The following is a 23,935-nucleotide window of genomic DNA, read 5'->3' as shown; positions in this document are numbered from 1 at the left end:
ATTACCGATAAAGGTTTTGCAAGTAAATTGTCTAGTCTACTCAACGAAAAATAATCGGGGGTGAGCAGATGACCAAAATCAGAGTTCATGAATATGCGAAGCAAGTGAATAAAACGAGTAAAGAGGTTATTGAAGCACTAAGTAAATTAAATGTGAGTGTAACAAACCATATGTCTATGTTGGAAAAAGACGCTGTGGCAAAGTTAAATCAAACATTTAAAGCAACACCTGAGAAAAATGTAGCAAAACAATCAACTCAAAACATGGCACAAAAACCTCAATCAAATGGCCAGCAAAAACCACAGCATTCGGTGAAAAAGCAAGAAGGACAAAGGCAGCAATCTGCTACTTCTAAGCCAAAAGTAAACAATCAGCAACATGCACAGCAAAACTCAAATTCGTCTAACGAAAAATCTAAGAATACAAAAGGTAATCAAAATAGAAATATGACACAAAATAATAATAATAACAATAATAATCGTAGAGGTGGCGGTGGTTACAACCAACGTCCAAAACCAGGGATTCATGGAGGCAAACGTCGCCATCCAAAAACGCATCAACCATCAATTCCAGTGAAACAAAAGGAACTTCCAGAAAAAATTACTTTTGTTGAATCATTATCAGTAGCAGAATTAGCAAAAAAATTACACCGTGAACCATCTGAAATCATTAAAAAATTATTCATGCTTGGCGTAATGGCAACAATTAACCAAGAATTAGATAAGGATGCAATTGAATTAATTTGCGCAGACTACGGTGTAGAAGTGGAAGAAGAAATTCGTGTAGATATTACGGATTTAGAAACACACTTCGAGCAAACAGAAGAAGTAAACGAGGCAGATTTATCAGAACGTCCGCCAGTTGTAACAATTATGGGTCACGTTGACCATGGTAAAACAACTTTATTAGACTCTATTCGCCATACAAAAGTAACGGCAGGAGAAGCTGGTGGTATCACACAACATATTGGTGCATACCAAGTTACAGAAGGCGACAAGAAAATTACATTCCTTGATACACCAGGACATGCAGCTTTCACAACAATGCGTGCGCGTGGTGCAAAAGTAACGGATTTAACAATTTTAGTTGTAGCTGCTGATGATGGTGTTATGCCACAAACAGTAGAAGCGATCAATCATGCCAAGGCTGCTGAAGTACCAATAATTGTGGCTGTGAATAAAATGGATAAACCATCTGCAAATCCAGATCGTGTGATGCAAGAATTAACAGAACATGGCTTAGTTCCTGAAGCATGGGGTGGAGATACAATTTTCGTTCCAATTTCAGCGTTAAAAGGTGAAGGCATTGATACATTGTTAGAGATGATTTTACTTGTAGCTGAAGTAGGCGAGCTTAAAGCAAATCCAGAACGTTTAGCACTTGGAACAGTAATCGAAGCTCAGCTTGATAAAGGTCGTGGCTCTGTTGCTACGCTTTTAGTACAAGATGGAACATTAAAAGTAGGTGACCCAATCGTTGTAGGTCATACGTATGGTCGTGTACGTGCGATGGTAAATGACAAAGGTCGTCGAGTAAAAGAAGCTGGCCCATCAACTCCAGTTGAAATTACAGGTTTAAATGATGTACCTCAAGCAGGTGACCGTTTCGTTGTCTTTGAAGACGAGAAAACAGCACGTCAAGTTGGAGAAACAAGAGCAATGTCAGCGATTCAAGCACAACGTTCAGAAAAACAACGTGTAACGCTTGATAACTTATTTGAACAAATGAGCCAAGGCGAAATGAAAGAGCTCAACTTAATTGTGAAAGCTGACGTTCAAGGTACTGTTGAAGCTATGGCAGCCTCCCTAATGAAAATTGATGTGGAAGGCGTAAATGTGAAAATTATTCATACAGGTGCTGGAGCTATTACCGAATCTGATATTTCTCTTGCAGCAGCTTCTAATGCCATCGTTATTGGATTTAATGTACGTCCGGATGTTAACGCAAAACGTGCAGCAGAAGAAGAGGGTGTAGATATTCGCTTACACCGCATTATCTATAAAGTAATTGAAGAAATTGAACAAGCAATGAAAGGTATGCTTGATCCTGAATTTGAAGAAAAAATTATTGGTCAAGCAGAAGTTCGTCAAACAATTAAAGTATCAAAAGTTGGTACAATTGCTGGTTCATATGTAACAGAAGGAAAGGTGACACGTGATTCAGGTGTACGTGTGATCCGTGATAACGTCGTTATTTTTGAAGGTGAGCTAGATACGCTTAAACGCTTCAAAGATGAAGTAAAAGAAGTGGCAAAAGGATACGAATGTGGTATTACGATTACAAACTTCAACGATATTAAAGAAGGCGACATTATTGAAGCCTATATTATGGAAGAGGTTAAACGCGCCTAATGATCGTGTATGCAGAGGTTGAATTTATCATTCAAACTGCCCATTCGTTAAAGGAAAAGCGTGCTGTCTTACAGCGTATGATTACCCGCACAAAGCAGAAATTTAACGTTTCTATTGCGGAAATTGACCATCAAAATGTATGGCAGCGTACGAAATTAGCACTTGTTGCTGTTTCTTCGTCCAAAGAAGCAGCTGAACGAGAAATTAATCACGCGCTCCACTATTTAGAGTCAAATCCGTCATGGGAACAGCTTAATGTGTGGCGAGATTATTTATAAGTAGTAGTAGATAGTTGTCTAGCTTACGAAAGCATGGAACACACAACTATCTGTACATCGAAATAGAGGTGATAAATTATGTCTCTACGTTCAAACCGTGTTGCCGAGCAAATGAAAAAGGAGCTTGGTGATATTCTTGGCCGTAAAATAAAAGATCCGCGTGTTGGTTTTGTGACTGTTACAGGTGTTGAAGTAACGGGTGATTTACAGCAAGCGACAATCTATATTACATCTTTAGGCAACGAACGTGAACGAGAGGAAACGCTTAAAGCTTTAGTAAAAGCTTCGGGCTTCATTCGCTCTGAAATCGGATCACGCATTCGTCTACGACGTACACCAGAATTAATCTTTGAATTTGATTCATCGATTGAATATGGGAACCGTATTGATTCATTGTTAAGAGATTTACACAAAGAATAAGCTAAAAAAGTCTGCCACATGCATGTTTATGCAGGCAGACTTTTTAGCTTCATGGAAAAAGTTATATTGCCAATGAATAAATAAATGATAGAGTAAGCAGTTTGGGAGGAGCTATATGAACGGTATTTTACCGCTTTGGAAAGAAAGAGGCATGACAAGCCATGATTGTGTCTTTAAATTACGCAAAATTTTGCGGACAAAAAAAGTTGGGCATACAGGTACACTGGATCCAGGTGTTGAGGGCGTACTACCAATTTGTATTGGCCAAGCAACTCGAATAGCAGAATATTTAACTGACGCAGGGAAAACCTATGAAGCAATCATTTCAATCGGTCGTACCACGACAACCGAGGATGCAGAAGGTGAAACCGTTGAAGAAGATCTTACGATAAAAAAATTTTCTCGTGAGCAGTTGTTAGAGGTTTTAGCTTCATTGACTGGAGTTATTGAACAAACACCACCCATGTTTTCAGCAGTAAAAGTTAATGGGAAGCGCCTCTATGAATATGCGCGAAAAGGTGAAAGTGTTGAAAGACCAACTCGCCAAGTAACAATTTATAATTTAGAGCTACTTGATGAGCTAGCACATTATGAGGGACAAGAAATCACATTTCCAGTACGTATCGCCTGTAGTAAAGGGACATATATTCGAACACTAGCTGTGCAAATTGGTGAGGCGCTTGGCTATCCAGCACATATGAAGGAGCTTGTACGTACTGCTTCTGGTACTTTTACACAGGATAACTGTTTTACGTTAGCACAGGTTGCTGAGCTAATGGAGACTGAGCAAGTAGCTTCCTGCATTTTACCTGTCGAGTATGCATTAGCAGACTATCCATATATTGAGATTACGAATGCCAATGAAAAAGAAATTTTCAATGGACAAGTGCTTCCAGCAGATGCATTATTAAATAGTCATGATAAAATTGTGTATGGAATCAATGGAAAGGCAGTTGCGGTTTATCAAGCTCACCCAACAAAGGATGGTTTGATGAAGCCACATAAGATGTTTCCGACGATAGAGTAGGAGGATTTTTCAATGGAGGTCATTCATTTAAAATACCCACATCAATTACAGCAACGAGAAAGCATGCAGCCGTATTCATTAGCTCTTGGCTTTTTCGATGGTGTACATAGAGGGCATCAAGCAGTTATCAAGGCAGCTAAGGAAGAGGGCAACAAGCGACAAATTCCAACTGCAGTGATGACATTCGATCCACATCCTTCATTAGTCCTTGGTGGACGTAACGAAAAGGTTTTTTATATTACACTCTTACAACAGAAATTACAGCTGTTTGAAGAACAGGGTGTGGATACGGTATTCGTTGTCCACTTCACTTCAGATTTTGCCAAACTTTCACCAGCGGCATTTATTGATACATTTATCCGTGGATTAAATATTCAGCATGTGACAGCTGGCTTCGATTATTCGTTTGGAGCATTTGGTAAGGGAACAATGGAAGATATGCGTTTATTAAGTAATGGTGATTATGGCGTTACAATTGTTGAGAAGAAAACAGATGATGTTGAGAAAATCAGCTCTACCCGTATACGCAAGCTATTACAAGAAGGCGATATGGAAGAAGCAACAGTTTTATTAGGGAGACCGTTTGAAATCAATGGGATTGTTGTCCATGGTGATAAACGTGGTCGTACTATTGGTTTCCCTACTGCAAATGTCCAAGCATTAGAAGGAACGTTTATTCCAGCTAGTGGTGTTTATGCTGTTCGTCTGCTTGTACAAAATAACTGGTATGATGGTGTTTGCAACGTGGGCTATAAGCCAACTTTCAAAGATCCAAATGATAAGCAATTATCGATTGAAGTCCATATTTTAAACTTTGATAAAAATATCTACGGTGAAGAAGTACATGTGGCATGGTATAAACGTATACGAAGTGAACGGAAATTCGATGGTATTGAGGCCTTGAAAACACAAATTGAAAAGGATAAACAAGAAGCAATCCGTTACTTTAACCAGCTATAAGAAGTACTTCATTACAGTAGTCACATTAGCCAAGTCGACGTTTTACTTGCTTGACTATGTGATTTATGGTAATATTCATAAGTGCATAAATGCTTAACCTTAGCTCGGTATATCGATGACTCCAACGTTTACTGTGCTAATGGGGATTAATTATAATTTAGGAGGTCCATACAAATGGCTATTACAAAAGAACGTAAAAACGAAATTATCGCTGAGTACCGTACTCACGAAAGTGACACTGGTTCACCAGAAGTACAAGTTGCAGTATTAACAGAGGAAATCAATGCTCTAAATACTCACTTACGTACTCACAAAAAAGATTTCCACTCTGAGCGTGGTCTTCTTAAAATGGTAGGTCGTCGTCGTCACTTATTAAAATACCTTCGTGAAACAGACGTACAACGTTACCGTGAATTAATCAACCGTTTAGGCTTACGTCGCTAATTAATAGCAAAAGTAATCCTATATTAGACTGTAGACAAACTGATGTTTGTCTACAGTCTTTTTTTGAGATAATCTTGTTAATTTTGTTCAACAATAAGCCATAACTTTTTTACACTACGATGAACGATAGATAAAAATGATTTGATACTTGATAAAAGGGTGATATATTCTAATCACATTTCACAGCCCATTTATAGTCATTGCGTTCATCATTTGCAAGTGTAATTGAAGTAGATAAATTGAAGGCTAGATTGCTATTATATTTCATGAAATACAATCCAGCAAATTATAGGATAGAGGCTCAAAATTGGTACATAAGCGTCAATCATACAATCTAAATGCTATCATTGAATACTAGTAAACGATGGCTATGGGTTAGAAAACTTTCTATGTTAATAGTTGGTGAAATGTAAACTAAATCATTTAGAAGGGTGAGTAGGATGTTTAACCAATTATTAAGAGAGAATAATATTGTTGCAGGTATTTTAACAGTTATTCGTGTTTATTTAGGCTGGCATTGGCTTACAGCAGGTTGGGGAAAATTGTTTAATGGCTTTGATGCATCTGGCTTTTTAGCCAATGCTATTGCAAATCCAGTGACAAGTGGAGAAGAGCTCGCCTACCCACTGTATGTAAAGTTTATTGAATCATTTGCTTTGCCAAATGCTGAGCTAATTAATATTCTTGTGCCTTGGGGAGAATTTTTAGTAGGGCTAGGATTAATTCTGGGATGCTTAACGACATATGCTGCATTTTTTGGTATGGTCATGAATTTTGCCTTCCTAATGGCAGGTACTATATCTAGCAATCCTTGGGATATTTTACTTGCAATCTTTATAGCCGTTGCTGGTTACAATGCTGGGAAATTCGGGCTTGACCGCTTCATTATTCCAATCATAGGTGAAAAGATGGCGAGAAATAAGAAAAAAGAAGTTGTTCAACCTGTTAAAATTACATAATAAACTTTTTACATATCTTATATTAGGAGACTACTCATTAGTCTGAATATACCCCGCCCATTATATGGGTGGGGTATTTAAGTTGTTGAAAAAAGAAATGTCACTAGCAGAAAAGCCCTTTTTGCAAGGTGAGGGGGTGATTTCCGTTCCACTGGGCGTCCGATGATCCAGCTTTACTCACTTACGCAACTTTCACAAAAATTCTATTGATGGTTTTACTTTTCAACACTATGTAAATCCCGACTATTATTTGCCTGACTTACTAACTTTCCTAGATGAGCCAACTTTCTTTTACCTTATAGGATGTTGTATGATAAGCTCCATGTTATAATAAGTCTATTGTTTAAACTTGTATTTGAAAAACTAATGTTAGCGAAGCAGTTATTTCCATTTACATACATTACTTTTCGTCAAGAAGGAATCAATATAAAAAAATCCATATACCAAAAATGCTTTTTCAATAAAATAATGAAATAAATCTTAAATAAATTGGCAATAACTGAATTTAAATGTATGATTATTTCATGAAATATTATTTAGCATAGAACAAGCATTTTTGGTACACTTACTATTAGTACATACAGACGAAGTAAGTGTTTTTATAATAGAGAGGGGTTCATTGAATGAACGAAAAGAAAGTCTATTCCTATGAATGGGCTGGCCGTCCACTTGTAATTGAAGTAGGACAGTTAGCAAAACAAGCAAACGGAGCCGCATTAGTACGCTATGGCGATACTTCTGTACTTGCTACAGCAACAATGTCAAAATCACCTAAACCACTTGATTTCTTCCCATTAACAGTAAACTATGAAGAGCGTCTATATGCTGCAGGTAAAATTCCTGGCGGCTTTATTAAGCGTGAAGGACGTCCATCTGAAAAGGCGATTTTAGCAAGCCGTTTAATCGACCGTCCGATTCGTCCGATGTTCCCGGATGGTTTCCGTAATGAAGTACAAGTTATTTCTATGGTTATGTCAAATGATCCTGACTGTACATCTGAAATGGCAGCAATGGTTGGTTCATCATTAGCATTAGCGATCTCTGATATTCCATTTGATGGGCCTATAGCAGGTGTACAAGTTGGTTATATTGATGGAGAATTCATTGTAAACCCGACAGTAGAGCAATCGAATCGCTCAACAATTCATTTGTCTGTAGCAGGGAACAAAGATGCTATCAATATGGTTGAAGCGGGAGCACTTGAAGTACCAGAGGAAATCATGTTAGAAGCGATTATGTTCGGTCATGAAGAAATCAAAAAAATCATTGCTTTCCAAGAGCAAATTGTGGCAGAGGTTGGTAAAGAAAAGTTACCAGTGACACTATTTGAAATTGACGAAGCAATTCAAGCCGATATAAAAGCAGCTTGTGAGACTGATATGCATGACGCAATTCAAACGGCAGAGAAACATGCTCGTGATGAGGCAATTCAAGCTGTTAAAGAGCGAGTTATCGCTTCCTATGAAGAGCAAGAAGCAGATGACGAAACAATGAAACAAGTGTACACAATTCTTGACAAGATGGTAAAAGAAGAAGTACGCCGTCAAATCACGGAAGATAAGATTCGTCCAGATGGTCGTAAGCTCGACGAAATCCGACCACTTTCTTCTGAAACAGGCTTATTACAACGTACACATGGTTCAGGTCTGTTTACACGTGGACAAACACAAGCACTTTCTATTTGTACATTAGGTGCGCTTGGTGATGTACAAATTATTGACGGTTTGGGTGTGGAAGAGTCAAAACGCTTTATGCACCATTATAACTTCCCACAATTTTCTGTAGGGGAAACGGGTCCAATCCGTGGGCCAGGTCGTCGTGAAATTGGTCATGGTGCGTTAGGTGAGCGTGCACTTGAAGCAGTCATTCCTGATGAGTCGGTCTTCCCTTATACAATTCGTTGTGTATCAGAAGTACTTGAATCAAACGGATCAACTTCTCAAGCTTCTATTTGTGCGTCTACATTAGCCATGATGGATGCAGGTGTCCCATTAAAAGCACCAGTTGCAGGTATTGCAATGGGCCTTATTAAAAAAGGTGAACATTATTCTATTTTAACGGATATTCAAGGAATGGAAGACCATTTAGGCGATATGGACTTTAAAGTGGCTGGTACAGCTAAAGGTGTAACAGCTCTACAAATGGACATTAAAATTGATGGTTTATCTCGCAATATTTTAGAAGAAGCACTGACACAAGCAAAAGTTGGACGTATGCATATACTTGAATCAATGCTTGCTACACTGCCAGAGCCACGTAAACAATTATCTGCGTTTGCACCAAAAATTGTTATTGTAAAAATTAATCCTGATAAAATTCGTGATGTAATTGGACCAGGTGGTAAACAAATTAATAAAATTATTGAAGAAACGGGCGTTAAAATTGATACAGAGCAAGATGGTACAATCTATATTTCTTCTGCTGATGAAGCAATGAATGCACGTGCAAAACAAATTATTGAAGATATCGTACGTGAAGCTAAAGTAGGGGAATACTACTTATCAACAGTGAAACGTATTGAAAAATTCGGCGCCTTTTGCGAAATCTTCCCAGGGAAAGATGGCTTGCTTCACATTTCTGAAATTCAAGAGGAACGAACAAAGCAAGTGGAGGACGTCTTAAAACTTGGCGATCAATTACTTGTGAAAGTGATTGAAATCGACAAGCAAGGTCGTGTGAATTTATCTCGCAAAGTAGTAATTCAAGAGGAAAAAGAGCGCGCTGAACAAGAAAAATAATATTGATTAAAAGGCTGCGTAAATTGCGCAGCCTTTTTCGATAGTAGCAAGAAGAAAAGTAGAGGATTTTTATAATTGGGGGAGATAGTTTGGTTCAAGTACATACATGTCAGAATGGTGTTCGAATTGTATCAGAGCAAATTGATCATGTAAGATCAGTGGCATTAGGTATCTTTGTGAATGCTGGCTCTCGCTATGAGCTACCTGAAGAGAATGGTATCACACATTTTATTGAGCATATGTTGTTTAAAGGCACAACAACTCGTTCAGCTCGTCAAATTGCTGAAGAATTTGATCGAATCGGAGGAGAGCTAAATGCCTTCACATCGAAAGAAAATACATGTTACTATGCTAAAGTTTTAGATCATCATGCGGAGCTTGCGGTCACAATACTAGCAGATATGTTTTTCAATTCTATCTTTGCGGAAGAAGAATTAGAAAAAGAGCGACAAGTAGTATTAGAAGAAATTTTAATGAGCGAAGATGCTCCTGATGATGACGTTCATGAGAAGCTGTGGGGTGTCATGTATCCGAATGATGCACTCGGTCGTCCAATACTAGGTACGGCTGCTACATTAAAGACATTTACAGCAGATGCTATACGAAAATATATGGATAAACATTATGGGCCAGAGTCCGTTGTTATTTCTATTGCAGGTAATATTTCATCTCAGCTTATGCAAACGATTGAAGATTTATTTGGTAACTATCAACCTTCACCGCATGCTATGGCGCCTGTCCTGACAAATCCTTCATTTTATCCAGGGGAAATTACAAAAATACGCGATACAGAGCAGGCACATGTCGCGATTTCCTATCCAGCAATTGGTGTAAAAGATCCAGATATGTATAGCTTTATTGCGCTTAACAATATAATTGGAGGCAATATGAGTTCTCGATTGTTTCAGGAAGTACGAGAAGTACGTGGGCTAGCCTATTCTATTTTCTCCTATCAATCGTGTTATGCAGATGTAGGTGCTTTTACGATTTATGGTAGTACTAGTCGACAGCAATTAGCACAGCTTCAGCACACGATTGATGCCACTTTATTAGATATTGTAGCGGGTGGTGTGACAGAGGAGGAGCTTGATAATGCGAAAGAGCAGCTTAAAGGAAGCTTTGTCCTTGGATTAGAAGGTACGGGAGCTCGTATGAATCGAAATGGAACAAGTGAACTTGTTCATCGCAAGCATCGAACAGTAGACGAGGTTCTTAAATCGATAGATGCCGTATCGATGGAGTCAGTGGATCGGCTGATTGCTAAAATTTTAAAAGCAGAGCCAGCTATCTCAATCATAGGTCCTAGCGAATAAAGATATTTTAATAAGATAGTATTTGTTCAAGCTATTATTAGATAGGAGATTGGCATTTATTTTCAATGTGGATAAGTGACAACAGCCCTCCATAAAATGAGTAGTGAAAACCTTTACCCAGAAGGTAACACTTTATGAACTGGCGAGGGAAGGTACTTGATTCAAGGGGATAGCGAGACATGTCACCCTCTCTAAATGGAGAGGTAGCGAAGGAAGCCGCTCTGCACATGCTCATAGGAAAGCAAGTAGCCTGCAATGAAATCCATTTCCTTTTAATTGACTGTTTTGCTATTCAACACGATTAAAAATAGGCTGCCAAATAAGGCAGCCTATTTTTTGATGAATGTTTAGCAAATTTCCTTTGCCAAATATAAATAAAGACATTTGTGAAACACAAGAAAAGTGATGAGGATACTAACCAGTGTTGGTATGAATAAGATAATTAAATTTGCAGCTACTAGTGATAAATAATAATGAATAACAAAATTTAGCAGAATGATAAGCACAATAGCTGTAAGCATTCTAACCGTTCGCATTCTCTCTGTTTCATCAAGATGCTGAATATAAAATTGACTACAGATGAGGAAAGAGGCGCTACTTATATAAGCAAAGTACATAGCAAGATGCTCGATAAAATTTTCAGATGCATCGGGTTGTGAGAAATACATAGGCGCAAGGATAATAAAGAGCAATGCAATAAGGCCATAGCAAAATAAAAAATCGGATTGCAATTGTGTTTTCTTTGATAGAGGTAGCGTATTGACATACATTGTCCACTTTACTTGACGGTCGCCTCTATATAAATTATCTACGATGTTGGCTGAAATAACGACAACAAATAATCCGATAGAAGGACTATCTACAAAAGGTAAATGTACAAAATGAAGAAATAAACATATCGTCATTGTAAAAAGAATAGTCCATTTTTGTACGACAATTCTTTGTAACAACAGTGCTCGCATGAGATCCCTCCTAAAACTCTTTTCTTTTATAAATAGCAGTAGAAACTAGAGAGGAGAGGCAGAGCAGTATTAGCCCGCCCAAAGGTGCTAAATAGACATATTGCTTTAAATATAGAAACGTTTGAGTCATATCAGGGATATATTCTTTAAACATCCCCGTTAAGAAGCCAGGGATAAAACAAAACGCAATGAGGACTATTCTTCCTTTAATAGAGCCAAATTTAATATAGATAGGTAGTAATACGGCTAATAAACAGAGCGCCGATGTTATGATCAAATTAAACGTTAGGAAAAATTCTGAAGTGATGTCGTTTTTGGTAAAAAAATTGATAAAAAATAGGATAGGTAATGCCATAACAAGTCCGAAAATCATTAACATCACACTAAGTATATATTTACTAAAAACGATATCTGCTTTAGAAATTGGTAAAGTATTAGCGTATTTATCCCACTTACTTTGTTCATCGTAGCTAAGCGCAGTTATTGCTTGTATCGTAACAATAAAAACAATAACAGCTAGAAGCATTGCGCTTTGCTGCATAAAAATCGCCATCATAAGAAGAAATATAAGAACAAATGCTTGTGCTTTCATTTGTCGTTGAATGGTCATTAAATCTTTTAGGATAAGTCCTACCATATTTACACACTACCTTTCACGAAAAATAGCATGATATCTTCTATAGAAGGTCTTTCAAGTCTGAAAGCCTCATTTACTTCATTTTTCAGAACTAATGCTTCTATTCCAAACGCACCAGGACGGGTTCTTAGAATAGCATGCTCTGGCAAGTCGTTTACTTCCTCACTGTTACCTTTGAAAATACCATATTCATATAATAGAGCATCTTTACTCTCGCTCAATAAAATCTCACCATTATGAATTAACGTAATATAGTCAGCAATTTTTTCTAAATCGCTTGTAATATGTGATGAAAATAAAATGCTGTGCGTTTCATCCTGCATAAATGCTAAAAATAAATCCAGAATTTCATCCCGAATAATAGGGTCTAATCCACTTGTTGGCTCATCTAAAATCAATAATTTTGGATGATGTGCCAATGCTAAGGCAATTGATAGCTTCATCCTCATTCCTCGTGATAGTTCCTTTATTTTCTTCCTCTTTGGCACCTTAAATTGAGCTAATCTTTCAAAATAATAGTCTGAATCCCATGTTTGAAATACTTTTCTCATGATTTTGTCGAGTTGGGTCGCATTTAGCGTTTCTGGTACATGTAAATCGTCAAATACAACGCCGATGTCGTTTTTTATCGATAGTTCGTGTTCGACATGATCTTTGCCAAATAGCAAAATTTCGCCATATTCTTTTTTTATTAAATTCAGCATGCATTTTATCGTTGTTGATTTGCCAGCCCCGTTTTCTCCAACAAAACCCATTACCGTGCCTTGAGGGACGGAAAAACTTATATCTTTAAGAAAAAAGCCTTCAAAGCCCTTATGTAGATCATGAATTTCAATGGCATTCATATTACTTATCCTCCTCTAACATTAAAGATAGTAGTTCTTGTAATTCTTCACCAGAAAGTCCAGCGGTTTTCGCTATTTTTGCTGCCTTTTGCAAATGCCCCTCTACCTGCCGTAATAGCTCCTCACGTAGAAAGTCTTGATTTCGTTCTGTGACAAAGCTCCCTTTACCAGCGACAGTTTCAATGAAACCATCTCGCTCTAAATCAGCATAGGCACGTTTAGTGGTCATCACACTTATTTTTAAATCCTTTGCTAAAGCGCGGATAGACGGTAGTGCATCACCAGCCTGTAATTTATTAGCTAAAATAGCCTCTTTGAGCTGTATGGTGATTTGCTCATAAATAGGTTTTTCACTCGCATTACTTAAATGGATATGCACAAATCATCACCTCTTATAACTGTATATATACACTATATACAGAAGGCGATGAAAATGCAACATATTCGTACTTTAGGTAGGGGTCACGATTTGCAAAAAGTCCGCATATATTGAGGTAACGGCTCAAGGAGGGAGATGAGGCATGCTACTATCTGAGATGGTGGATAAGGAGTTAATTCAAATTGAGGGTGGCGTACATTTTGGCATCCTGGCACATACAGAATGCCTATTAGATGTGCAAACAGGGAAAATACATGGTTTTGAAATTGTGAAAGATAAACTACCATTCCAAAAAAAGAAAATGAAAGTTAGTGAAATGATACCTTGGCACGAAATTATTTTAATTGGTGAAGATCGTATTTTATTTAATAAGACATCTACAGTACAGTCAGAATATTTACAGTGAGGTGAGCTTTTGGAAAACGAAAAATGGCTTGTTATCGGTGAGGACTCCCGATTAAAGGAACTAGCTACAATGCTAAGAAGTCCATCGAGAACAGTATTTTATAAAAGAACAACCGTATGGAACGAAGAGTTAAATAAACTTGTTTTAGAATTCCAGCCTAATAAAATCGTATTACCTATTCTTCCATTAAAAATAGAAGTTGAGCAGCTCTATGGTATATCACAAGTGAAATTTTATACAGGTCGATTAACAATGCATTGGAAGCAATTACTAGAGAAAAATGAATCTATTTGCTATTTACAACAAGAATCATTTATTTGGCAAAATGCTCGATTAACTGCGGAGGGATTTATCGCCACGTTTTACGGACTCGAGCAAAAATGTATTTACGGACAAAATTTCACAATCGCAGGTTTTGGTCGCATCGCAAAAATGCTCGCCTCTTTACTAGTTAAGATGGGTGCAAATGTTCATATTGTTGCACGTTCAGTTGTACAAGTGAGTGAAGCAAAAGCTTATGGTTATAAAGCCACGAATTTAGATGATCGCCAATGGTCTATTACAGATGGCATTTTTATTAATACAATTCCTGCTAAATGGATTACAGAGTCTTTTATAGAGCATGTTCCAACTGTTTTATATGACTTGGCTTCAGAGCCAGGATGTTTAGATATAGATTCTGATCAATTACAAACGTATGTACTATTGCCATCATTGCCTGGGAAATACTTTGCACATGATGCAGCTACAATATTGTGCAAGGCAATAGAGGAGGAAGAAAATTGTTAACGGGGAAACGAATTGGCTTAGGTATTACTGCTTCTCATTGTACGTATGAAGATGTAGTACCTAAAATCCAAAATTTTATTGATGTCGGAGCAACAGTTATTCCAATCATTACCCATTCCGTTTTACATGCAGCAACACGCTTTGGTACAGGTGAAGAGTGGATTGCCAAAATAGAAGCTTTGACAGGAGAAAAAGTTATTTCTTCTATAAAAGAGGCGGAGCCATTTGGCCCATCCAATCCATTAGATGCAATGGTCATAGCCCCCATGACAGGCAATAGCATAAGTAAATTTGCTAATGCGGCAACAGATAGTCCTGTGTTAATGGCAGCAAAGGCAACTTTGCGTAATGGTTCGCCTGTAGTTTTAGGTATTTCCACAAACGATGCACTAGGCTTAAATGGCATAAATATTATGAAGCTGTTAAATGCCAAAAATATATATTTTATTCCCTTTGGTCAGGATGCCCCTCACTCCAAACCAAATTCTTTAATTGCTGATTTTGAGCAAATGGTGGATACTGTTCATGCAGCAATTACGCAGAAAAAGCAATTACAACCGCTGTTGATACAATATTTCAAATAAATAAGAGATTACACACAATTTTCAGTATTTTTGTGATACAATAGCACACATTATGGAACATGTATTCAAGGAGAGATGACAGATGACAAAGCAGTTAACAGTTGCGGTTGTTGGGGCAACAGGTGCAGTAGGATCGAAAATGATGGAGCAGTTGATTAAACGTAAATTTCCGATTGGACATATTAAATTTCTAGCTTCTGCTCGTTCAGCAGGAAAATCAATCGAATTTGATGGGGAAACATATACAATTGAAGAAGCGACACCTGAGGCTTTCGAAGGCGTCAATGTCGCTTTATTCTCAGCTGGTGGTTCAGTATCAGCTGTGCTTGCACCAGAAGCAGCTAAGCGGGGTGCAGTAGTTATTGATAATACGAGCCATTTTCGTATGGATCCAGAGGTACCGCTTGTCGTGCCTGAAGTGAATAGAGGCGACTTAGCGAAGCATAAGGGAATTATTGCGAATCCAAACTGCTCGACAATTCAAATGGTAGCTGCGCTTGAACCAATTCGTCATGCATTTGGTTTAACAAAAGTAATTGTTTCAACTTATCAGGCAGTATCAGGTGCAGGGATTTCTGCGATCCAAGAATTAAAGGCACAAAGCGAAAACTGGGATGCAGGTAAAGATGTAGAAGCAAATATTTTACCGTCTGGTAGTGATAAACGTCATTACCCAATTGCTCGTAATGTCATTCCACAAATCGATAAATTCACAGATAATGGATTTACATACGAAGAAATGAAAATGATTAATGAGACGAAAAAAATCATGCATGCACCAGAGCTAAAAGTAGCTGCTACTTGTGTTCGTGTGCCAGTCGTTTCAGGTCACTCTGAATCTGTTTATATTGAGGTAGAGAAAGACGCGTCAATCCAAGAGATTTTCGAAGTATTACGCAACGCACCAGGTGTGGTATTACAAGATGATATTGCAACACAAACTTACCCAATGCCTATTTATGCAGAAGGGGAAGACGCTACTTTTGTAGGACGTATCCGTCAAGATTTAGACAACAGCAAAGGGTTCCATCTATGGATCGTTTCTGACAATTTATTAAAAGGCGCCGCATTAAACTCTATCCAAATTGCAGAAGCAATGCTTGAGGATAACTTACTATAAGAGGGGTGTAAGGATGAATTTAGGTCGAATTGGAACGGCAATGATTACGCCGTTCAAAAATGATGGCACGATTAATTATCCAGAACTAGAACGTATTATTAATCATTTAATAGACAATGGTACTGATTGTATTGTTGCTTGTGGTACGACTTCTGAAAACCCAACTATGTCTACAGAAGAAAAAATTGAAGTTGTACGCTTTACAGTAGAGAAAGTAGCAGGTCGCGTACCAGTTATTGCAGGTACTGGGGATAATGAAACAGCTTACTCTATCGCAATGACACATAAGGCAGAAGAAAATGGAGCAGACGGCATTATGCTTGTAGCTCCCTACTATAATAAGCCAAATCAACGTGGGATTTATGCTCACTTTGAAACCATTGCTAAACAAACGAGTCTCCCGGTTATGCTTTATAATGTTCCAGGGCGTACTGGGGTCAATGTTGCCTATGAAACTTCTGTTGCATTAAGCAAGATTCCTAATATTGCTTGGATTAAGGAAGCGAGCGGTAACTTAGATCAGATGGGTGATGTTATTGAGAATGTTGATCCAGCTGATGATTTCTTAGTGTATAGTGGGGACGATGGTTTAACACTCCCCCTAATGGCCATTGGCGGAGCAGGTGTTATTTCTGTAGCTGCCCATGTGGTAGGCAATGATATGCAATTAATGATTAAAGCGTTTGAAGAAGGAAATCATAAGCTAGCAGCCCAAATTCACCGAGCCTTATTACCTTTAGTACGTGCGCTGTTCGCTCAGCCCAACCCTTCACCGATTAAATATGCGATGACAAAATTAGGATTTGATACACTCAATGTTCGTTTGCCGATGATGGAAATGACAGATGAAGAGAAAGCTAATTTTGACCGAATTTGGGATACGTATCAAGAAAAAGCGAAAAGTTTTAGATAAATAGGAGCGAGGCTGATAGCATTTCAGCCTCGTTTTTTATATTTTATAAATAAAAAGTATGTACAAAATTTGTAACTCCTCGTCCTTACAAATACTTATTTAGCTCTATTTATACAGGATAGCCAATATTTATTTTCCATCTGCTAGTAATAAGCAAATAGCAGGAAAATCTATTTCCAACGTGAAACATGTATTTTTAATTTGTGCAAAAGCTTAGCAAACCGTATAATAAATGTTAAGTGGTTGCTGTTCGGGATATTTTTTAGGAGGAAATAAATTGACAAAAAAGAAAAATGAATTAATCCGCATCATCCCTCTTGGTGGTGTAGGCGAAATTGGGAAAGCCATGTACGTAGTAGAAATTGATGAAGAGCTATTTGTGGTGGATAGCGGCTTAATGTTCCCAGAAGATGAAATGCTAGGTATAGATATCGTGATTCCTGACATTACTTACTTAGAAGAAAATAAAGAACGTGTGAAAGGTATTTTCTTAACACATGGTCATGAAGATGCAATTGGCTCTATTGCCTATGTATTACAAAAAATAAAGGCACCTGTGTACGGATCGAAATTAACTATTGCATTAGCAAAGGAACATTTAAAAGAATTACCTGCACCACATCAAGTGAAGTTTTTTGAAGTAACAAACCGTAGTCGTATGAATTTTAACTCAACGTATGTAACATTCTTCCACACAACACATAGTATTCCCGATTCGTTAGGGGTAGTGTTCCATACATCTGAAGGCGCGATTGTTCATACAGGAGAGTTTAAATTCGATCAGTCAGCGACAGGTAAATTTAAACCTGATTTAGCAAAAATGGCACAGCTAGGAGAAGAAGGCGTTTTCATTTTACTATCTGAGTCTTGCGAAGCTGAGCGACCAGGATATACGACATCAGAGATTGTCATTGAAGAACAATTATCAAAAACATTCCACTCAGCACCAGGTCGTATTTTAGTAGCTGTTTACGCATCGAATTTTATTCGAATTCAACAAGTATTTGCTCAAGCACAGAAATCATTCCGTAAGGTTGTAATTGTGGGCAAACCATTGGAAAAGGCAGTTGATTTAGGCGTACAGCTTAGTTATTTAACAGTCGAAGAAGATACAATTATTCCGATCTCGGAAATGCAAAAATATCAAGATGATGAAATTATCATTATTGCAACAGGCAACAGAGGAGAACCTCTCGATGCTTTAGAAAAAATTGTCCGTAAGCACCATCGTGACATTAAAATTAAACAAGGTGACACGGTACTAATTACCTTTACACCTTCTCCTGGCATGGAAGTTCAAATGGCGAATACAATGAACTCTATGTCAAAAGCAGGCGCTGAAATTTTGACTTCTAGCAAAAATGTCCATGTTTCAGGACATGGTAGCCAAGAAGATTTAAAGCTGATGCTAAACTTGATGCAACCAAAGTACTTTATTCCCGTACAAGGAGAATACCGTATGCTAATTGCGCATTCTAAATTAGCACAACAGCTAGGTATGCAAAAATCCCAAATTTTTATCGCTGATAAAGGGGATATCGTAGAATATAAAAATAATAAAATGCGCATGAGTGGTCGTGTACAAGCTGGTAATGTCTTAATTGACGGTATTGGTGTAGGCGATGTAGGTAACATTGTACTTCGTGACCGTAAATTATTATCGCAGGATGGTATTTTCATTGTGGTGGTAACATTAAATCGAGCACAAAAGAAAATTGCCTCTGGGCCAGAAATTTTATCACGAGGCTTTGTCTATGTACGAGAATCAGAGGAATTAATGATTGAGGCTTCTGACATTGCGAGGAATGTGATTGAAAAGTACGTTGGGAAAGAAACCTTTGAATGGACGAACATAAAACAAGAAATTAGAGATACGCTAAATACGTATTTATTCCAAAAAACAAAACGTCGCCCAATGATTATTCCTATTATTATGGAATATTAATTGAACAAGCTCATCGTATATGCTTTGAGGAAAAAATAAATGATAAAGGATTTTCTCCCAATTGCGGTGGAAAATCCTTTTTTTGAAATATTCAAGTTCTACATGTGATGATTCGCTACATATATAGAATGGATTGCAGAAGAAGGTGAATTTGATGGCAGTTAGTAAGAGAAAAAAAGTTACTAAAAGTAAAGCGACAACAGAAAAAAAAGAAATGCATCCGCTTATGTACGAAATATTAGGGTTGCTCTTAATTGCATTAGCAGTCATTATGATTTTTGAATACGGCATGATCGGGCGGATTCTACAAACAATCGCCATGTTCCTTTTTGGTAATTTACATTTTGCTGTTCCATTTATGCTTATATTTGTTGCATTGTTAATGATGATTGGTCGTAAAAAAGTTGGGATAAAGGATCGATTAATACTTGGCATGTTCCTCATTGTTATGAGCTTAACGATTTTTAGTCATGGCATATTATTTGAACAACTATCCAAATCAGGTGGTCTACTATCTGATTCTGTGCTACGTGAATCATGGCGAATTTTGATTAATACAGATGGTATCATTCATCGTAGTAATGCTTTAGGGGGTGGCATGATTGGTGCCCTACTATTTAGTGGGCTTCATGTGCTGTTTGAAGCCTCGGGGGCAAAAGTTGTTGCTTGGGTTATTTTCTTTATTGGTTTAATTCTTGTCACTGGTAAAGCATTAGTGCCTTATTTAGCAGAAAAAACGCCAGATATATTTGGTAAATGGAAAAAAAAGCATCGTGATAAGAAAAAAAATACACCGAAAAAACCAAATAATCGTCGTTCAAGAGTAGAGAGTGGGGATGAAGTAGCAGCTGTTAATCAATCTATAGATATGCCTGAACAAGAAGAAGAAATACCACATGAACCAATTATTTCTGCTTTTACACAGAATGTTTCACAGGAAAGAGAAGTGATTGATACAACTCACATGGTGGAAAATGAACTTGAAGAAGCATCGGATGATGTCCAGATTCAGGGCACAGATGCAGTAGAAAATGCAGATTATCAGCTCCCATCATATAATTTATTACAATTACCTCCACAACATGATCAAAGTGGTGAATATTCAGTGATTCAGGCAAATGCCAAAAAGCTTGAGCAGACATTACAAAGCTTTGGCGTAAAGGCAAAGGTGACACAGGTGCATTTAGGTCCTGCTGTTACGAAGTACGAGATTTTACCAGATATCGGTGTGAAAGTAAGCAAAATTGTCAATTTGCAAGATGATCTTGCATTAGCATTGGCAGCTAAAGATATTCGTATGGAAGCGCCAATTCCTGGGAAATCTGCGATTGGTATAGAAGTACCTAATAGTGAGGTAGCCATTGTAACACTTCGTGAGGTATTAGAATCGAAAGATGGTGCTAAGCCTGAAGCATTATTACAAGTAGCATTTGGTCGAGATATTACAGGACAAGCTGTATTAGCAGAGCTCAATAAAATGCCACATTTACTTGTAGCTGGTTCTACAGGTAGTGGGAAAAGTGTTTGCATAAATGGCATTGTTGTATCCATACTAATGCGTACAAAACCGCATGAAGTGAAGCTCATGATGATAGACCCAAAAATGGTTGAATTAAACGTTTATAATGGGATTCCACATTTATTAGCGCCTGTAGTAACGGATGCCCGTAAAGCTTCGCAAGCACTGAAAAAAGTGGTATCTGAAATGGAACGTCGCTATGATTTGTTTTCTCATACAGGTACAAGAAATATTGAGGGCTATAATGCACATGTCCAAAAGGTTAATGATCAAACAGAGGAAAAGCATCCAAAGCTACCTTATATTGTGGTTATTGTAGATGAGTTAGCGGATTTGATGATGGTCGCATCAAGTGATGTAGAGGATTCGATTACACGTTTAGCGCAAATGGCAAGGGCAGCTGGCATTCATTTGATTATTGCCACACAACGACCAAGTGTAGATGTTTTAACAGGTGTCATTAAAGCAAATATTCCATCCAGAATTGCTTTTGCAGTTTCTTCCGCGATTGACTCAAGAACAATTTTAGACATGGGTGGAGCTGAACGATTATTAGGACGAGGCGATATGTTATTTTTACCTGCTGGAGCTTCTAAACCAAAAAGGGTGCAGGGTGCCTTTTTATCAGATCAAGAAGTGGAGGCAGTCGTTCATTTTGTTATAGAACAGCAAAAAGCTCAGTATCAGGAGGAGATGATTCCTACTGAAGAAGAGACCATTTTAGAGGAAACGGATGATTTGTATGATGAAGCAGTCCAATTAGTTGTCAATATGCAAACAGCATCTGTCTCTATGCTTCAACGTCGCTTCCGTATCGGTTATTCAAGAGCTGCACGTATTGTTGATCAGATGGAGCAACGCGGTATTGTTGGGCCTTCAGAGGGTAGTAAACCTCGCCAAGTACTTGTTCACCAATACGATAACTAAGCAAAAAATGAAGACGAAAATGGTGAGAGCATTTGTATTTTTGTCCAAAAATTTGCAGATAAAATAAAGAAAGAATGAATTCTATAACAGATTTTACTCAAAACTGTTTATTTCATTCTGCAAAAATGTTATATTTATGAACGATTAGTAGGAATGTTGTACATCAGATGTCTGATCTCTGATTTTGGTGGTGATATATGTGACTATTAAAGCAGATCATCGTCATCTCTATCTTCAAGTAATCGATCGTTTAAAATCTGACATCGAGGCTGGCGTTTTTAAAGAAAATGAAAAGCTGCCTTCAGAATTTGAATTATCGAAATCACTAGGAGTCAGTCGAGCAACACTTAGAGAGGCACTTCGACTGTTGGAAGAGGAAAATGTGATTGTGCGCCGACATGGGGTTGGGACTTTTGTCAACCCGAAGCCGTTGTTTACATCAGGCATCGAGCATTTATCTAGTATTTCTTCTATGATCGAGGCAGCAGGTATGGAGCCAGGTTCGCGATTTTTAAAAGCGACTGAGCATGTGCCTTCTGAGGAAGATTTAAAACGCTTCCAATGTGATGGCGACGATAAAATACTCACGATTGAACGTGTCAGAACAGCGGATGGTGAGCCAGTAGTATACTGCATAGACAGGCTACCTGCAAGCTTCCTGCCTACTGACTTTGTCGAAAAAAAAGAAGTTTCACTGTTCTCTGCACTTGAGCAATCTGGCAAAATTCATGTAGCTTATGCTGTAACCTATATTGATCCAGTTGGGTATCATGAACAAGCCTCACCGATTTTAAATTGTGGACGTGAGACAGCTCTTTTAGTGTTAAAGCAATTGCATTATGATGATCATGATCAAGTAGTGCTCTATTCAAAAAATTATTTCCGAGCTGATAAATTCAGCTTCCATGTAGTTCGTAAACGGGTGTAGAACATTTCTAAATTTTTTCCTGCTAATTACAATACCTTTGGGGGGTTAATTAAATGAAAAAACGTAAATTTGGTTTAGTATTAACATCAGTATTAGCGGCAAGTGCTATTTTAGGTGCTTGTGGTACGAAAGACGACGAAAAGCCAGCGAAAGAAAATGACAATGCTTCAGGTGGCGAAAGCACAGAAGAAGCTTTCTCAGTAGCGATGGTTACTGACGTAGGTGGCGTTGATGACAAATCATTCAACCAATCTGCATGGGAAGGTGTACAAGCTTACGGTAAAGAGCATGATTTATCAAAAGGTGATGGTGGTTTTGACTACCTACAATCAGCTTCAGATGCTGACTATGAAACAAACTTAAATAACTTAGTTCGTCGTGACTTTAACTTAGTATTTGGTATCGGATTCATGATGGCTGATGCAATTGATGCAGTTGCTTCTGAAAATCCAGATAACCACTTTGCATTAATCGATGCTGAAGTAGAAGCAGACAACGTAGTAAACGTACTGTTCAAAGAGCAAGAAGGTGCTTTCTTAGCAGGTGTTGCTGCAGCGAAAACATCTAAAACAGGTAAAATCGGCTTCGTAGGCGGCGTTGATATTCCAGTTATTAACCGTTTCCACGCTGGTTTCGTTGAAGGGGCTAAAGCAGTAAACCCAGATATCGATATTCAAGTAAAATATACTGGTGCCTTTGATAAAGCAGATCTTGGTAAAATTACAGCGAACAGCATGTATTCTTCAGGTGTAGATGTAATCTTCCACGCTGCTGGTGCAACTGGTAACGGTGTATTCTCTGAAGCAAAAGAGCGTAAAGCGAAAGATCCAAATGCTGATGTATGGGTTATCGGTGTAGATGCTGACCAATACGAAGAAGGTAAAGTAGACGATAAAACAAACGTTACATTAACTTCTATGTTAAAAGGTGTTAATACAGCAGTAGTAGATATTTCAAATAGAGCGAAAAATGGTGATTTCCCAGGTGGAGAAACACTTGTTTACGGTTTAGCTGAAGACGGCGTTAAACTTGCGGATTCTCGCGGTGCGATTCCAGAAGATGTACAAAAAGTAATCGACGAATATAAAGAAAAAATTGCTAAGGGTGAAATCGAAGTTCCAGAAAAAGTGGAAAAATAATTCATCTTTTGATCATCATAAGGGACTCTTAGAAGGACCTTATGATGATTTTTCAATCTATCGTTATATTTAGATTATTCGCAATACTCTATTTAACTAGATTTATAGAAACCTTATAGAGGTAGTAATTATGATTTGAATAATGATGGTAACAAGTTAATAGAAGAAAGGTTTCTAACGATGACCTTTCCTGTATTAATTTAGCAAAACATCTACCTCTATAGGTGGGATATTAAATCGGTAATAAAATATAGCCTCTAGTAGAAAATTTATTACTGGACGTATGGCTTATCTGTACCATCCATCATGTAGCAGCAGATACTATACGCTAAGATGAAAATACTTAATAATA

General features: G+C 37.7%; 23 protein-coding genes. 19 read left to right on the top strand and 4 right to left on the bottom strand.

Annotated features, from left to right (window positions below):
- The first annotated feature begins 68 nt into the window (after positions 1-68).
- The 10 genes from infB to B3D98_RS06935 all read left to right on the top strand — a co-directional run bounded on the left by infB (position 69) and on the right by B3D98_RS06935 (position 10,795).
- Positions 69-2,351 (top strand): translation initiation factor IF-2, encoded by a 2,283-nt coding sequence (infB, locus tag B3D98_RS06980; RefSeq protein ID WP_048391561.1) that lies wholly within the window; start codon positions 69-71, stop codon positions 2,349-2,351.
- Positions 2,351-2,629: a DUF503 domain-containing protein gene (locus B3D98_RS06975; RefSeq protein WP_008178987.1), complete on the top strand. Its 279-nt coding sequence runs from the start codon at positions 2,351-2,353 to the stop codon at positions 2,627-2,629. The genes infB and B3D98_RS06975 overlap by 1 nt, the downstream gene beginning before the upstream one ends.
- 78 nt (positions 2,630-2,707) lie before the next feature.
- Complete coding sequence (gene rbfA, locus B3D98_RS06970) at positions 2,708-3,049, top strand: 30S ribosome-binding factor RbfA (RefSeq protein ID WP_004225003.1); 342 nt, start codon at positions 2,708-2,710, stop codon at positions 3,047-3,049.
- A 115-nt stretch (positions 3,050-3,164) separates the two neighbouring features.
- A complete protein-coding gene (gene truB / locus B3D98_RS06965; RefSeq protein WP_004225000.1) occupies positions 3,165-4,076 on the top strand; it encodes a tRNA pseudouridine(55) synthase TruB in 912 nt (303 codons plus the stop codon).
- A gap of 12 nt (positions 4,077-4,088) precedes the next feature.
- Entirely contained in the window at positions 4,089-5,036 is a 948-nt protein-coding gene (ribF, locus tag B3D98_RS06960; protein WP_004224996.1) for a riboflavin biosynthesis protein RibF, read from the top strand.
- Between the two features lie 174 nt (positions 5,037-5,210).
- On the top strand, positions 5,211-5,480 hold the full coding sequence (rpsO, locus tag B3D98_RS06955; protein WP_004224992.1) for a 30S ribosomal protein S15: 270 nt from the start codon (positions 5,211-5,213) through the stop codon (positions 5,478-5,480).
- Positions 5,481-5,920: 440 nt separating this feature from the next.
- A complete protein-coding gene (locus B3D98_RS06950; RefSeq protein ID WP_288582016.1) occupies positions 5,921-6,439 on the top strand; it encodes a DoxX family protein in 519 nt (172 codons plus the stop codon).
- A 623-nt stretch (positions 6,440-7,062) separates the two neighbouring features.
- A complete protein-coding gene (gene pnp / locus B3D98_RS06945; RefSeq protein ID WP_048391556.1) occupies positions 7,063-9,177 on the top strand; it encodes a polyribonucleotide nucleotidyltransferase in 2,115 nt (704 codons plus the stop codon).
- A gap of 89 nt (positions 9,178-9,266) precedes the next feature.
- A complete protein-coding gene (locus tag B3D98_RS06940; RefSeq protein ID WP_288582013.1) occupies positions 9,267-10,490 on the top strand; it encodes a M16 family metallopeptidase in 1,224 nt (407 codons plus the stop codon).
- 179 nt (positions 10,491-10,669) lie between these two features.
- Complete coding sequence (locus tag B3D98_RS06935; protein ID WP_269898918.1) at positions 10,670-10,795, top strand: hypothetical protein; 126 nt, start codon at positions 10,670-10,672, stop codon at positions 10,793-10,795.
- Between the two features lie 42 nt (positions 10,796-10,837).
- Here the strand turns inward: B3D98_RS06935 and B3D98_RS06930 are convergent, their stop codons facing one another.
- Genes B3D98_RS06930 through B3D98_RS06915 form a run of 4 tightly spaced genes read right to left on the bottom strand, consistent with a single transcriptional unit; the run spans position 10,838 to position 13,313 of the window.
- The gene (locus B3D98_RS06930) at positions 10,838-11,452 is read right to left on the bottom strand and encodes an ABC-2 transporter permease (RefSeq protein WP_288582010.1); all 615 of its coding nucleotides are present in this window, start codon (positions 11,450-11,452) and stop codon (positions 10,838-10,840) included.
- Between the two features lie 10 nt (positions 11,453-11,462).
- Positions 11,463-12,089 (bottom strand): ABC-2 transporter permease, encoded by a 627-nt coding sequence (locus B3D98_RS06925; RefSeq protein ID WP_103117595.1) that lies wholly within the window; start codon positions 12,087-12,089, stop codon positions 11,463-11,465.
- Positions 12,090-12,091: 2 nt separating this feature from the next.
- Positions 12,092-12,934, bottom strand: coding sequence for an ABC transporter ATP-binding protein (locus B3D98_RS06920; protein ID WP_004224974.1), 843 nt, complete (start codon positions 12,932-12,934; stop codon positions 12,092-12,094).
- Between the two features lies 1 nt (position 12,935).
- On the bottom strand, positions 12,936-13,313 hold the full coding sequence (locus B3D98_RS06915; RefSeq protein WP_048391548.1) for a GntR family transcriptional regulator: 378 nt from the start codon (positions 13,311-13,313) through the stop codon (positions 12,936-12,938).
- Between the two features lie 142 nt (positions 13,314-13,455).
- Between B3D98_RS06915 and B3D98_RS06910 the strand changes: the two genes are divergently transcribed.
- The 9 genes from B3D98_RS06910 (at position 13,456) to B3D98_RS06870 (ending at position 23,583) form a co-directional block, all read left to right on the top strand.
- Positions 13,456-13,719 (top strand): hypothetical protein, encoded by a 264-nt coding sequence (locus tag B3D98_RS06910; protein ID WP_004224966.1) that lies wholly within the window; start codon positions 13,456-13,458, stop codon positions 13,717-13,719.
- Between the two features lie 9 nt (positions 13,720-13,728).
- On the top strand, positions 13,729-14,508 hold the full coding sequence (locus B3D98_RS06905; protein ID WP_004224963.1) for an NAD(P)-dependent oxidoreductase: 780 nt from the start codon (positions 13,729-13,731) through the stop codon (positions 14,506-14,508).
- A complete protein-coding gene (locus B3D98_RS06900; RefSeq protein WP_004224962.1) occupies positions 14,502-15,092 on the top strand; it encodes a dipicolinate synthase subunit B in 591 nt (196 codons plus the stop codon). The genes B3D98_RS06905 and B3D98_RS06900 overlap by 7 nt, the downstream gene beginning before the upstream one ends.
- Positions 15,093-15,174: 82 nt before the next feature.
- Entirely contained in the window at positions 15,175-16,212 is a 1,038-nt protein-coding gene (locus tag B3D98_RS06895; protein WP_131521871.1) for an aspartate-semialdehyde dehydrogenase, read from the top strand.
- A 13-nt stretch (positions 16,213-16,225) separates the two neighbouring features.
- On the top strand, positions 16,226-17,125 hold the full coding sequence (dapA, locus tag B3D98_RS06890; protein ID WP_048391545.1) for a 4-hydroxy-tetrahydrodipicolinate synthase: 900 nt from the start codon (positions 16,226-16,228) through the stop codon (positions 17,123-17,125).
- Between the two features lie 277 nt (positions 17,126-17,402).
- Positions 17,403-19,070: a ribonuclease J gene (locus B3D98_RS06885; protein ID WP_288581993.1), complete on the top strand. Its 1,668-nt coding sequence runs from the start codon at positions 17,403-17,405 to the stop codon at positions 19,068-19,070.
- 154 nt (positions 19,071-19,224) lie between these two features.
- A complete protein-coding gene (locus B3D98_RS06880; protein ID WP_112117505.1) occupies positions 19,225-21,516 on the top strand; it encodes an FtsK/SpoIIIE family DNA translocase in 2,292 nt (763 codons plus the stop codon).
- 199 nt (positions 21,517-21,715) lie between these two features.
- Complete coding sequence (locus tag B3D98_RS06875) at positions 21,716-22,444, top strand: GntR family transcriptional regulator (RefSeq protein ID WP_288581988.1); 729 nt, start codon at positions 21,716-21,718, stop codon at positions 22,442-22,444.
- A gap of 53 nt (positions 22,445-22,497) precedes the next feature.
- A complete protein-coding gene (locus B3D98_RS06870) occupies positions 22,498-23,583 on the top strand; it encodes a BMP family lipoprotein (protein ID WP_288581985.1) in 1,086 nt (361 codons plus the stop codon).
- Positions 23,584-23,935: the final 352 nt, after the last annotated feature.

This window comes from Lysinibacillus sp. UBA5994, assembly GCF_002429725.1.
Lineage (GTDB): Bacteria > Bacillota > Bacilli > Bacillales_A > Planococcaceae > Lysinibacillus > Lysinibacillus capsici.
This window is presented reverse-complemented; position numbering and strand designations above follow the sequence as displayed.